Genomic DNA, 12683 nt, shown 5'->3' on the forward strand with positions numbered 1-12683 from the left:
CACGTCCCGCGTTCAGCGAACGCTGACGCCCTCGGTCCAGCCCTTCTCCAGCGGATTCAGCAGCAGCTGGACCAACTTGCGCCGGTCGGTCTGGATATCGGCCTGCAGGCTCATCCCGGACTGCAATGCCTGTGGGCGGCCCTTCACGAGGATGCTCGCATCGCCCGAGGCCAGGGCGATCTGGGCCCGGTAGGTCAGGCCGCCGGCCCGCTGGTCCGGAATGTCGTTGCCCAAGGGCTGGCTCGCCGGGCCCGGTCGCCCCGGCCCGCTCTGCCGATCGAGCGCCTGCGGGTTCTGGAATTCCGCATCGGCGCTGATCCACTTGACCGTGCCCGCCACCGCGCCGTACTGGGTGAACGGAAAGCTGTCCATCTTGAGCTCGACGGGCTGGCCGACCCTGACATAGCCGATGTCGTTGTTGCTCAGGAAGACCTCGGCGATCAACGGCGTGTTCTCGGGGACGATGGTCAGCAGGGGCTGGTTGGCTGCGACCGCGCTGCCCAGCGTGGTGATGCCGATGCTCTGGACCACCCCGGACACGGGGGCGCGCAGGGTCTTCAGCGCATTCACCTGCTGCGCCTTGGCGAACTCGGCCTGGAGCGCCATGCCCTCCTTGCTGGCCTGCTCGACCTCGGCCAGGATCTGCACCTTGCGCTCCTGCTCCACCACCGCCTGGCGATGGCGCGCCTCCTGCAGGCCGGCGCGCAGCTGCGCGAGCGTCTGGGTCTGCGCGGCCAGGTCATGCTCCAGGCTGACCACCTCCTGCTGCTGCTTCAACCGCTCGGCTTCGCTGAAGAAGCCTTCCTTGACCAGGGCGAGGCTCTGCTGGTAGCGCTTGCTGGCCAGCTCGAAGTTGATCCGCAGCTTGGTGTGCGTCGCCTCCGCCGAGGTGATGGCCTTCGTCTTCTCTTCGACTGCGGCCCTCGCCTCGGCCAGCTTGGCCTCGTAGGCGGCCTCGCGTGCCTGGATGGTGGCGAGCTGGCCGGGCGTCAGCGTCGCGGGCAGGGCCTTGGCCTGCGCTTCCCCGCCAAGGCCCTGGGGCAGGTGCTGGCCCTTCAGCTCCATGCTCAGCCGGGCCATCTGCTGCTGGTTCTGCTGCAGGCGCTGCTGGCTGCTGGAGAGATCGGCCTGCGACAGGGTGGGGTCGAGCTCGATCAGCAGATCGCCCTCCTTCACCCTCTGCCCTTCCCGCACGTGGACGGCGCGCACGAGCGCCGGCTCGATGGTCTGCAGCACCTTCACGCGGCCGTCGGGGATCAGGCGGCCCGGCGCCGTGGCCACGATCTCGATCTCGCCGATGCAGGCCCAGGCGATCGCGCCCAAGAGCAGCGCCGCCAGGGCCCACAGCAGGCCGGAGGCCATCGGCGCCGCCGGGGTCTCGACGATCGCCAGCGCCGGGGAATGAAAGGTCCGCTCCTTCGCGGAGAGCAGCATCGTCATGCCGCGGCCTCCTGCTGCGGCATGGCGCGCGCCGGCAGCGGGCGCAGGTGGGGCGGCCGGTGCGCCACGTCCTGCTGCTGCATCGTCCACATCCTGGCGAAGGGCCCGTCCTGCTCCAGCAGATCGTGCATGGCGCCCTGCTCCACGATGCAGCCGCCGTCGAGCACCACGATGCGATGGCAGTCGCGCAAGGTCGACAGGCGGTGCGCGATCATGATCACGGTGCGCCCGCGGCAGATCTGCGCCATGTTGGCGTGGATGGCCATCTCGCTCTCCACGTCCAGCGCGCTGGTCGCCTCGTCGAGCAGCAGGATGCGCGGATCGCCCATCAGGGCGCGCGCAATGGCGATGCGCTGCCGCTGGCCGCCGGACAGCAACGCCCCGCGCTCGCCCACCGGCGTGTCGTAGCCCTGCGGCAGGCCGGCGATGAAGTCATGGGCACCGGCCTGTCGGGCGGCATTGACGATGCGCTCCAGCGGCATGCCCGGCTGCGCGATCGCGATGTTCTCCGCCACCGTGCCGCCGAAGAGAAAGCTGTCCTGCAGCACCACGCCGATCTGGCGGCGCAGGCTTTGCGCGTCGCCGTGGGCGATGTCTTGTCCGTCGATCAGCACGCGGCCGGACTCCACGCCGTACAGCCGCTGGATCAGGCGCGTGAGCGTGGACTTGCCGCAACCCGAGCGCCCTACGATGCCCACCACCTCGCCCGGCTCGATGACGAGGCTCAGGTCGCGCAGGACCAGGGCCGCCTCCGGCTGATACCGGAAATGCAGCGACTGCAGCTCGATGCGCCCGCGCAGCATCGGCATGGCCTGGGTCTCGATGCCCACGGACTCGGGCCGCGCATTCATCAGGTCGCCCAGCCGGTCGACCGAGAGCTTGACCTGCTGGAAGTTCTGCCACAGGCCGACCAGCCGGGCGACCGGCTGCAGCACCTGGCCGGAGAGCATCTGGAACGCGATCAGGCCGCCGACCGACAGCTCGTTCTCCATCACCAGGGTCGTTCCGACCCAGAGGACGGCCAGCGTCATGGCGCGCTGCACGGCCTGCGAAACGCTCTGGGCCGCGTTGCCGAACTTCTGCACATCGAAGCCGGCCGTGACCTGCCGGGCCGCCAGCAGGTCCCACTTACGCTGCCAGATGGCGCCGAGCGCGAGGCTCTTGACGGTGTGTACACCCTGGATGCTCTCGACCAGGAAGTTGCCCGCCTCGGCGCTTCGGTCGAACCGGGCTTTCAGGGCGCGCTCGAAGAGAGGCTGCGCGACCAGGCTGATCATGGCGAGCAGCGGCAGGCCGATCAGCGCGACCAGGGTCAGCTTGATGCTGTAGAGCAGCATCACCGCGATGAAGATGCCGATGAACAGGCCGTCCAGCAAGGTCGTGAGGGCGCTCCCGGTGAAGAAGCCCCGGATGTTCTCGAGCTCGCGGGTGCGTGCCAACGTGTCGCCCGCCTGGCGCTGCTCGAAGTAGCGCAGGGGCAGGCTCAAAAGATGCCTGAACAGATCGCTGGACAGCCCGGCATCCAGCCGCGCCGAGGTGTGCGCCAGCATGTAGCCGCGCAGCACGTTGGTCACCGCCTCGAACACGATGAGCCCGGCCATGCCGATGCCGAGCACGTGCAGCGTCGAGAGGCTCTTGTGCATCAGCACCTTGTCGATGATGACCTGGCTGAACAGAGGCGTCGTCAACGCGACGAGTTGAAGCAGGAAGGCGCCGAGCAGCACCTGGCCGAGCGGCTTGCGGTAGCGCCACAGCAGCGGGACGAACCAGGCGAGGCCGAAGCGCGGCGGCGCCCCGCCCGGCTGGGTCGCCAGGCGCAGCGGCTGGTGGAACACGAGCGCCGTGAGCGCGCCTTGCTGGCCGTACTCGCCGGTGAGCGCCTCCAATCCGACCCAGCGGAATCGCGCGTTGCCCGGCTCCCACAGCAGGAACTCTTCGGCGGCCCCGGGCGACGGCTGCGACTGCGCATCGGCAGGACCGGTTCCGTCGCCGGCCGGCGGATGGGGAGCGGGGTTCGAGCGCCGGGCAACGAGGGTGGCGATCTTCTCGTCGGGCCCGAGCAGCAGGCTGGGAACGGGAACGGTGGCGGGTCCGCCCGCCTGCTTGCGCCCGAACCGGCGGCCGGCGGCGCGGCGCCGGACATCGACCGGCCTGGCCCTGAGGCCGAGCGCCTGGGCGGCCCACCGGATGTCCTGCAGCGTGACCATCGTCGCCGGCTGCCAGCCCAGGGACTGGCCGATGGCGCGCGGCGTCAGCCCCAGCGAAAAATGCGCCGCGATGGGTTCCAGCGCGGACAGGGCCAGGCGCGCTGGGGCGGAGGCGGCGGAATCGTTCACTCTGGAATCAGCGTGCTTCGAGGCGTGGCAGGCGAGAGGAAGGCCGCGTGCGCAGCGGCCCCCTGCATGCCGATTGCCGGGTGCGCTACGCCGTTGCGGTCAGGTAGATGTTGGACTGCGCGACCTGCGCCAGCGTCATGTTGTGGAAGGTGATGCTCTGCCCCGCATCGGAGAACACGACGTTCTGTCCGTTCTGGCTCATGTGCGACAGCACGTCCGACGCGCTGTTGTAGCCGTAGCCGTGGAACCAGAGGCGGTCGATGTTCTCCAGGCCGTAGACATCGTTGCTGCCGCCGCCGTCCGACAGGCGGAACGAGAAGTCGTCCGCACCGCGGCCGCCGATCAGCACGTCGTTGCCGGCACCGCCCTCGATCCAGTCGGCCCAGCTGCCGAAGCCGTTGGACATGTAGCTCTTGAACCAGTAGGAACTCGTCGAGCGCAACTCGGCGGAGTCCGAGAAGCCGACCACGACATCGGCCCGGCTCATGCCGTTGTTCAGCGCGTTCACCCAATTCGACAGGCCGCCAGCGTCGGGCGCACGCCCCAGCACGTTCTTGTAGAGCAGCGTGACGAACTGCGTGTTGTTCAGTGATCCATATTTCTGCTGGAATTCCGTCGAGCCCACGAAGCCTGCGACCACCGTCTTCAACGACTGGCTGCCGGTGTCCAGCGCGTTCATCCAGTTCAGGAAGCCGCCGGCATCGGGCTCGCGACCCAGCGTGGCGAGGTAGAGCCGGTAGATCTGGCCCTGGTGCTCGCTGCTCACCTTCGAGGTCGCGAAGGCGTCCACTTCCAGCGCGGTGTTGTTCTTGAATTCGGTCGAATCGGAAAATCCCGCAACCACGCTCGCCCGCGAAGCGCCGGCGTTGAGCGAGCCGACCCAGCCCGCCAAACCGCCGGCATCGGGCGCGCGCCCCAGGACGTTCTTATAGAGAAGAGTGACGAACTGCGTGTTGTCGAGCGCGCCGTAGACCGCCTGGAACTCGGGCGAGGTCAGGAACTGCGAGGCCGCGGTCTCCACGGACATGCCGTGGTTGAGCGCATAGGCCCAGTCCTCGAAGCCCTTCACGTCGGGCTCCCGGCCGAGCGTCGCGCGGTAGAGCCGATAGGCCGAGCCCACCGCGCCTTCGCGCAGACCCGAAGCGCCGTCGCCGCCATCGATCGTGTCGTTGCCTTCGGAGCCGAAGAGCACGTCGCCAGCCCATCCCCCGGTGATCTTGTCGTCGCCGGCGCCGCCGATGAAGCCGATCATCGAGGTCGTGCCCTTGGCGTCGAGCGTGTCGTTGTAGCTGGACCCGGCGACCGAATAGATCTGCGACAGCGTGTCGATCCCACCCCATCCGTCGGCCACCGTGCCCATCTGCATGTTCACGTTGATGGGGCCCGGATCGAAGTCATAGCGCGCCCAAACGTTCCAGGTCCCGTTCCCGACGATGAAATCGGAACCGGCGCCGCCCCAGATCATGTCCTGGCCGGCATCGCTGAAGATGGTGTCGCTGCCGCCATCGCCGAACAGATAGTCGTCGCCGGCGCCGCCGCGGATGGTGTCGTTGCCCTCGAAGCCCGAGATCGTGTCGTTGCCTCCCTGGCCATCGATGCTGTCAATGCTTGCAGTTCCGCTCAGCAAGTCGTTGCCTGCGGTGCCGTTAACAATCGCCATCCGTCCGTTCCTCAAGAGTAAGTTGTTGATTCTTTTTGCGCCCGAGCGGTGGGCTGGGGACCGCGCGGGGCCCTTTCAGGGCCCGGGCAGTGTAACGTTTTGTATGTCTTCAATGACACGATGCGGTAGTTTTACGTAGTAATTTTTCTCACATTTCCGAGCAAGACTGCGCGGCGCTTCCCCCCGCGCCACAATTCACGCCATGCAGCTCCACTACATCGCCAACGAAAGCGTCCCTTCCTCCTCCGGCCGAACCCTCCCCGTTCTGGACCCGTCGGACGGCCAGCCCTTCGACGAACTGCAGCGCGGCAATGCCGCCGACATCGACGCGGCCGTGCGCGCCGCGCGCGACTGCTTCGAGGGCAGCTGGCAGAAGCAGAGCGCGGCCGAGCGCGGGCGGCTGCTCTACAAGCTGTCGCAGAAGATCGCCGAGCACACGGACGAGCTCGCGCTGCTGGAGCAGCGCGACTGCGGCAAGCCCGTCAAGCAGGCGCGCGCCGATGCGCTGGCGCTGGTGCGCTACTTCGAGTTCTATGCCGGCGCCTGCGACAAGCTGCACGGCGAGACCCTCCCCTACCAGGACGGCTACAGCGTCTTCACCTGGCGCGAGCCGCACGGCGTCACCGGCCACGTCATTCCGTGGAACTACCCGATGCAGATCTTCGGCCGCAGCGTCGGCGGGGCGCTGGCCGCGGGCAATGTCTGCGTGGTCAAGCCTTCGGAAGACGCCTGCCTGTCGCTGATCCGCGTCGCGCAGCTGGCGGCGGAGGTGGGGTTCCCGCCGGGCGCGATCAACATCGTGACCGGCTACGGCCACGAGGTGGGCGATGCGCTGGCGCGGCACCCGGGCATCGACCACATCAGCTTCACCGGCAGCCCCAAGGTGGGCACGCTGATCCAGCAGGTGGCGGCGGAGCGCCACTGCCCGGTCACGCTGGAGCTCGGCGGCAAGAGTCCGCAGATCATCTTTGCCGACGCCGACCTGGGCGCCGCCATCCCGGTGCTGATCAACGCCATCGTGCAGAACGCCGGCCAGACCTGCTCGGCCGGCTCCCGGGTGCTGGTCGAGCGCGAGATCTACGAGCTGCTGCTGGAACGCCTGGGCCAGGCCTTCGAGGCGCTGCGGGTGGGGCCTGCGGCCATGGACCTGGACGTCGGCCCGCTGATCCGCCAGACCCAGCAGCAGCGCGTCTGGGACTTCCTGTCCGACGCCCAGCATGCCGGCATCCCGATGGTGGCCCAGGGCGTGGTGGTCGACGAAGCGCCGCAGACCGGCTTCTACCAGGCCCCCACCCTGCTGCGCGACGTGCCGGTGACGCACCGGCTGGCGCAGGAGGAAGTCTTCGGCCCGGTGCTCGCCGCCATGTCCTTCCGCGACGAAGACGAGGCGGTGGCGCAGGCCAACGCCACCCAGTTCGGCCTGGTCGCCGGCATCTGGACGAAGGACGGTGCGCGCCAGTTCCGCATGGCCAAGCGGGTGAGGAGCGGCCAGGTCTTCGTCAACAACTACGGGGCCGGCGGCGGCGTCGAGCTGCCCTTCGGCGGCGTCAAGTCCTCGGGCTATGGGCGGGAGAAGGGCTTCGAGGCGCTCTACGGCTTCACCACGCTCAAGACCGTGGCGGTGCGCCACGGCTGAGCATCAACCGAGGGCCGTATCCAACAGCATCATCAGCACGAACCCCACCATCAGCCCGCCCGTCGCAAAGGCCTCGTGGCCCTTGCGGTGGGACTCGGGGATGATCTCGTGGCTGATCACGAAGAGCATGGCGCCGGCCGCAAAGCCCAGGCCCCAGGGCAGCAGCAGCGCCGAGTGGCTGACGATCGCGGCGCCGAACACCGCCCCCAGCGGCTCGACCAGGCCGGAGGCCATGCCGATCGCCACCGCAAAGGGCCGGCGGTAGCCGGCGGCCAGCAGCGACGCGGCGACAACCAAGCCTTCGGGCACGTCCTGGATCGCGATGCCGGTGGCCAGCGCGCTGCCGCGCAGCGCATCCCCGCCGGCAAAACCGACCCCGATCGCCAGGCCTTCGGGCAGGTTGTGCAGCGCGATCGCGAACACGAAGAGCCAGGTGCGCCGCAGCGCGCGCGTGTCCCGCCCTTCCACGCCCTTGATGAAATGCTCGTGCGGCAGCACCCGGTCCAGCACCAGCAGCGCCAGGCCGCCCAGCAGGATCGCGCTGCCGACGATGCCGCCGGCGCCCCAGGCATCCGCGCCCGCGGCGCGCGCCGCGGCAATGCCCGGAATGATCAGCGAGAAGGCGCTGGCGGCGAGCATCACGCCGGCGCCGAAGCCGAACAAGGTGTCCTGCGTGCGGTCCGACAGCCGCTGCGAGAACACGATGGGCAAGGTGCCCAGCGCGGTCGCGAGCGCCGCGATCGAGCCGCCGGTCAGCGCTTGCAGCACCACCGGCCGGCTGGCCGCGTACTGCCAGAACTGCGCGCCCAGCACCAGCACGCCGGCCAGCACGATGGCGATCCCGAGGGCCTGCCGCAAGGGCCAGGAGGGGCGCCCGGCGGCGCTGGCGAGGGAGGAGCTTGGGTTCATGAGTCAGATGATAGTAATTCTCATCTGGATCGTGGTTCGGGAATTTCAATGCTCCCGATAGAGGCAGCCCGGGGCGGCGACGAGGTGCCTACACTTGCCCGTTTCTTCCCTCATCCCTGGAGACTCAAGCATGCGCGTCAAGGACAAATCCATCATCGTGACCGGCGCCGGCGGCGGCATCGGCGAAGGCATTGCCAAGCGGCTGGCGGCCGAGGGCGCGCAGGTCATCGTGAACGACATCAACACCGCGCTCGGCGAACAGGTGGTCGAGGCCATCCTGCGCGCCGGCGGCAGGGCCTCCTTCTTCGCGGCCGATGTCACCAAGTCGGCCGAGGTGCAGGCCCTGGTCGCCGCCGCGGTGCAGCGCCACGGCAAGCTCGACGTGATGGTCAACAACGCCGGCTGGACCCACCGCAACCGCCCCGCCCTCGAAGTGAGCGAGGACGAGTTCGACCGCTGCTTTGCGGTCAACATGAAGAGCATCTACCTCTCCACGATCCATGCGGTGCCGGCCTTGCGCGCCAACGGCGGCGGTGCGTTCATCAACATCGCCTCCACCGCCGGCGTGCGTCCGCGCCCCGGCCTGACCTGGTACAACGGCTCGAAGGGCGCGGTGATCACCACCAGCAAGTCGCTGGCCGCCGAGTTCGGCCCGGACAACATCCGCGTCAACTGCATCAACCCCGTGTTCAACCCCGACACCGGCCTGGCAGCCGAGTTCGCCGGCGGTCCGATCACCGAGGAACGCAAGGCCAAGTTCCTCGCCACCATCCCGCTCGGCCGCTTCTCCACCGCGCTCGACGTGGCCAACGCGGCGCTCTACCTGGCCAGCGACGAGGCCGCCTTCATCAGCGGCGTCTGCATCGAGGTCGACGGCGCGCGCTGCGTCTAGTGGACCGTCACGGTCCACTGGTGCGGCAGCGCAACATGATCTACGCCGCCGTGGTCAAGTAGTCACCAGGGGGCGCCAGGCCCGGCAATGGGTTAAATTGGCCTTTCCCCATGAGCAGCAAGCACATCGTCCCCGTCTCCCAGATCGGCCGCGCCCGCCGCGCCGCGCCGCTGCCGGCGCACGCAATGCCGGCCACCGGAGTGCTGCTCGACCGGCTCGCGCGCCCGCTCACCGACCTGCGCATCAGCGTCACCGACCGCTGCAACTTCCGGTGCAGCTACTGCATGCCCAAGGAAGTCTTCGACAAGGACTACCAGTACCTGCCGCACAGCGCACTGCTGAGCTTCGAGGAGATCACCCGGCTCGCGCGCATCTTCGCCGCGCATGGCGTGCACAAGATCCGGCTCACCGGCGGCGAGCCGCTGCTGCGCAAGAACCTCGAACTCCTCGTCGAACAGCTGGCGGCGATCCGCACGCCCGAAGGCAAGCCGCTGGACCTCACGCTGACCACCAACGGGTCGCTGCTCGCGCGCAAGGCTGCCGCGCTCAAGGCCGCGGGCCTGCAGCGCGTCACCGTCAGCCTCGACGGCCTGGACGATGCCGTGTTCCGACGCATGAACGACGTCGACTTCCCGGTGGCCGAGGTGCTCACCGGCATCGATGCGGCACACGCCGCCGGGCTCGGCCCGATCAAGGTCAACATGGTGGTCAAGCGCGGCACCAACGAGCAGGAGATCCTGCCGATGGCGCGGCGCTTCCGCGGCACCGGCGTGGTGCTGCGCTTCATCGAGTACATGGACGTCGGCGCCACCAACGGCTGGCGCATGGACGAGGTGATGCCCTCCGCCGAGGTGCTGCAACGCATCGCCGAGGCGTTCCCGCTCGAGCCGCTCGACGCCACCGCCCCCGGCGAGACCGCGCAGCGCTGGGCCTACCGCGACGGCGGCGGCGAGATCGGCGTGATCAGCAGCGTGACCCAGGCCTTCTGCCACGACTGCACCCGCGCGCGCCTGTCGACCGAGGGCAAGCTCTACCTCTGCCTCTTCGCGACCAGCGGCCACGACCTGCGGCCGTTGCTGCGCGGCGATGCCGACGATGCGCAGATCGCCTCCGCGATCGGCCACATCTGGCAGGGCCGCGCCGACCGCTACTCCGAGCTGCGCGCGCTGCGCGGCCCCGACGCGGAGGCGGCCAGCGGGGCGCGCCGTGTCGAGATGAGCTACATCGGCGGATGAGTTCTTCCAATGCCATCGCTGCCGGCGAGATCACCGGCCTGGTCCTCGCCGGCGGGCGCGGCTCGCGCATGGGCGGCGTCGACAAGGGCCTGCAGAACTTCAACGGCACGCCGCTCGCGCTGCACGCACTGATGCGGCTTTCGCCGCAGGTCGGCGAGCTGATGATCAATGCCAACCGCAACCTCGCGGCCTACGAATCCTTCGGCGTGCCGGTCTGGCCGGACGGCCTCGCCGACTATGCCGGGCCGCTGGCCGGCTTCCTGACCGGGCTGGAGCGCTGCGAGACGCCCTACCTGCTCACCGTCCCTTGCGACACGCCGCTGTTCCCCCTCGACTTGGCGCAGCGCCTCGGCGAGGCGCTGCTGGCGCAGGACGCCGAGATCGCCATGGTCAACGCCCCCGAGGCCGCGGCCGAAGCGGATGGCGCGTCGGCCCTGCGCCCCCAGCCCGTGTTCTGCCTGCTGCGCGCCACCCTGCTCGAAAGCCTGGTGCGCTTCACCCAGGAGGGCGGCCGCAAGATCGACCGCTGGACCGCCCAGCACCGCACGGCGCTGGCGCCCTTCGACCGCCCGGGCGATGCGCCCGACGCCTTCTTCAACGCCAACACGCTGGCCGAGCTGCACGCGCTCGAAGCCCAGCGACGCTGACCCTCTGCTTCCATCATGAGCCGCCGGGCCGCTCCCAAGGCGAATAGCACCGTAGCCGAAGGCGAAGGTACTCCAGTGAGCCGCATTGCCGAGATCGCCGCCGAACTGGCCGGCTACGACCCCAAGGCCCTCGGCGTCGAGGCGGTGCAGGACTTCCTGACGCGCCTCGCGCAATCCGCCGTCGTCACGCAGACCGAACGCATCGCGCTGCGCGACGCGTTGGGCCGCGTGCTGGCCGAGGACATCGTCTCGCCCGTGAGCGTGCCGCCGCACGACAACTCGGCCATGGACGGCTTCGCCTTCGACGGCGCCCTGCTGCCCGCCGACGCCGCCAGCGACGCGTCGGTGAGCCTGCGCGTGGCCGGCACCGCGCTCGCCGGCGCGCCCTGGCGCGGCACGCTGGCGCCGGGCGACGCGGTCAAGATCATGACCGGCGCCGTGATGCCGGCCGGCCTCGACACCGTGGTCCCGCAGGAGTTCTGCTTCGTCGAGGGCGAGCAGGTGCGCTTTCCCGCCAAGGCGCTGCGGCGCGGCGACAACCGCCGCCTGGCCGGCGAGGACCTGCAGCAGGGCCAGCCCGCCCTGCTGCGCGGCGAGCGCCTGTCGCCCGCCGCGCTGGGCATGGTGGCCAGCCTCGGATTGCCGATGGTGCCGGTGCTGCGCCGCCTGCGCGTGGCCTACTTCTCCACCGGCGACGAGATCCTGAGCCTGGGCGAGATGCCGCGCGAAGGCGCGGTCTACGACAGCAACCGCTATACCGTGCTGGGCCTGCTCACCCGCCTCGGCTGCGAGGTGATCGACCTGGGCCTGGTGCGCGACGACACCGCCACGCTGGCCGACACGCTGCGCCGCGCCGCGACCGAGGCCGACGCCATCATCACCAGCGGCGGCGTGAGCGTGGGCGAAGCCGACCACACCCGCGCCGTGATGCAACAGCAGGGCGACATGGCCTTCTGGCGAGTGGCGATGCGCCCCGGCCGGCCGATGGCGGTGGGCCTGATTCCCAAGTCGCGCGAGGCCGGCGGCACGGCCGCGCTCTTCGGCCTGCCCGGCAACCCGGTGGCAGTGATGGTCACCTTCCTCGCCTTCGTGCGGCCGGCCCTGCTGCGCATGATGGGCTGCCACGAACAGGGCTGCGCCCCGCCGCCCCTGCTGCGCGCCAGGAGCGTCGATGCGATCCGCAAGAAGCCGGGCCGCACCGAATACCAGCGCGGCCGCGTCGAGCCGGTGCCGGGCTCGCTGCCCGAGGTGCGCATCGCCGGCAACCAGGGCTCCGGCGTGCTCAGCTCGATGGTCGAGGCCAATGGCCTGGTCGTGCTGCACCATGCGCAGGGCAGCGTGGCGGCAGGTGACCTGGTCGACGTGATGATGTTCGAAGGCGTGATCTAGGATCGCGACCTCAGCCCGCGCAGGAGGCGCGCATGCTCGCAGCCAGAATCGAGTTGATGCAGCAGATGCCGATCTTCGGCGCCATCGACGCCGCGACCATCGAGTTCCTGCTCGAGCCTGCGCCGGTGATCGAGGTCGCCGCGGGCGACTACTTCTGCCGCGAAGGCGACATGGCCGACGGCATGTACGTGCTCGAACGCGGCTGCGTGACCGTGTCGAAGAGCTGGCAAGACCAGCGCCTGCTGCTGCGCCGGCTCGGGCCGGGCGACTGCTTCGGCGAGATGGCGCTCCTGGACCTGTTCCCGCGCAGCGCCTCGATCCGCGCGGACGAGGACTGCCGCGCCATCCGGATCACGCCCGACAACCTGCTGCGCCTGTTCGAGCACGATGCCGTGCAGTTCGCGCTGATCCAGATGAACATCGGCCGCGAGATCAGCCGCCGCCTGCGCCACACCGACGAGCTGCTGTTCCGCGCCCGCATGGGCGAGGCGCTGGAAGCGCCGGAGCGCCTCGTCACGCGGCCGGCCGAACTCTAGAGC

At 69.5% G+C, this 12683-nt stretch carries 10 protein-coding genes; 6 read left to right on the plus strand and 4 right to left on the minus strand.

The window, feature by feature from the left end:
- Nucleotides 1-12: 12 nt before the first annotated feature.
- From AC3A6X_RS00130 to AC3A6X_RS00140, 3 genes are all read right to left on the minus strand, one after another.
- Nucleotides 13-1440, minus strand: coding sequence for an HlyD family type I secretion periplasmic adaptor subunit (locus AC3A6X_RS00130; protein WP_487840282.1), 1428 nt, complete (start codon nt 1438-1440; stop codon nt 13-15).
- Complete coding sequence (locus tag AC3A6X_RS00135) at nt 1437-3776, minus strand: peptidase domain-containing ABC transporter (RefSeq protein ID WP_487840283.1); 2340 nt, start codon at nt 3774-3776, stop codon at nt 1437-1439. Before AC3A6X_RS00135 ends, AC3A6X_RS00130 begins: the two co-directional genes overlap by 4 nt.
- An 85-nt stretch (nt 3777-3861) precedes the next feature.
- Entirely contained in the window at nt 3862-5436 is a 1575-nt protein-coding gene (locus tag AC3A6X_RS00140) for a DUF4214 domain-containing protein (RefSeq protein ID WP_487840284.1), read from the minus strand.
- Between the two features lie 202 nt (nt 5437-5638).
- On the opposite strand from AC3A6X_RS00140, the gene AC3A6X_RS00145 reads away from it, so the two are divergent.
- Entirely contained in the window at nt 5639-7072 is a 1434-nt protein-coding gene (locus AC3A6X_RS00145; protein WP_487840285.1) for an aldehyde dehydrogenase family protein, read from the plus strand.
- Nucleotides 7073-7075: 3 nt separating this feature from the next.
- Here the strand turns inward: AC3A6X_RS00145 and AC3A6X_RS00150 are convergent, their stop codons facing one another.
- Nucleotides 7076-7981, minus strand: coding sequence for a ZIP family metal transporter (locus AC3A6X_RS00150; protein ID WP_487840286.1), 906 nt, complete (start codon nt 7979-7981; stop codon nt 7076-7078).
- A gap of 130 nt (nt 7982-8111) precedes the next feature.
- On the opposite strand from AC3A6X_RS00150, the gene AC3A6X_RS00155 reads away from it, so the two are divergent.
- From AC3A6X_RS00155 to AC3A6X_RS00175, 5 genes are all read left to right on the plus strand, one after another.
- Nucleotides 8112-8873 carry an SDR family oxidoreductase gene (locus AC3A6X_RS00155; protein WP_487840287.1) on the plus strand — a complete coding sequence of 254 codons (762 nt, stop codon included), beginning with the start codon at nt 8112-8114 and terminating at the stop codon, nt 8871-8873.
- Between the two features lie 110 nt (nt 8874-8983).
- Nucleotides 8984-10108 (plus strand): GTP 3',8-cyclase MoaA, encoded by a 1125-nt coding sequence (moaA, locus tag AC3A6X_RS00160; protein WP_487840288.1) that lies wholly within the window; start codon nt 8984-8986, stop codon nt 10106-10108.
- Nucleotides 10105-10755, plus strand: coding sequence for a molybdenum cofactor guanylyltransferase MobA (mobA, locus tag AC3A6X_RS00165; protein WP_487840289.1), 651 nt, complete (start codon nt 10105-10107; stop codon nt 10753-10755). Before moaA ends, mobA begins: the two co-directional genes overlap by 4 nt.
- A gap of 75 nt (nt 10756-10830) precedes the next feature.
- Nucleotides 10831-12144, plus strand: coding sequence for a molybdopterin molybdotransferase MoeA (gene moeA, locus AC3A6X_RS00170; protein WP_487840290.1), 1314 nt, complete (start codon nt 10831-10833; stop codon nt 12142-12144).
- Between the two features lie 32 nt (nt 12145-12176).
- The gene (locus AC3A6X_RS00175) at nt 12177-12680 is read left to right on the plus strand and encodes a Crp/Fnr family transcriptional regulator (RefSeq protein ID WP_487840291.1); all 504 of its coding nucleotides are present in this window, start codon (nt 12177-12179) and stop codon (nt 12678-12680) included.
- Nucleotides 12681-12683 lie beyond the last annotated feature (3 nt).

This window comes from Variovorax sp. Soil_C_12 (assembly GCF_057657375.1).

Coding starts and splice junctions, on each gene's coding strand:
- AC3A6X_RS00130 (WP_487840282.1), bottom strand. CDS start 1,440: ATGACGATGCTGCTCTCCGCGAAGGAGCGGACCTTTCATTCCCCGGCG.
- AC3A6X_RS00140 (WP_487840284.1), bottom strand. CDS start 5,436: ATGGCGATTGTTAACGGCACCGCAGGCAACGACTTGCTGAGCGGAACT.
- AC3A6X_RS00145 (WP_487840285.1), top strand. CDS start 5,639: ATGCAGCTCCACTACATCGCCAACGAAAGCGTCCCTTCCTCCTCCGGC.
- AC3A6X_RS00150 (WP_487840286.1), bottom strand. CDS start 7,981: ATGAACCCAAGCTCCTCCCTCGCCAGCGCCGCCGGGCGCCCCTCCTGG.
- AC3A6X_RS00155 (WP_487840287.1), top strand. CDS start 8,112: ATGCGCGTCAAGGACAAATCCATCATCGTGACCGGCGCCGGCGGCGGC.
- moaA (WP_487840288.1), top strand. CDS start 8,984: ATGAGCAGCAAGCACATCGTCCCCGTCTCCCAGATCGGCCGCGCCCGC.
- mobA (WP_487840289.1), top strand. CDS start 10,105: ATGAGTTCTTCCAATGCCATCGCTGCCGGCGAGATCACCGGCCTGGTC.
- AC3A6X_RS00175 (WP_487840291.1), top strand. CDS start 12,177: ATGCTCGCAGCCAGAATCGAGTTGATGCAGCAGATGCCGATCTTCGGC.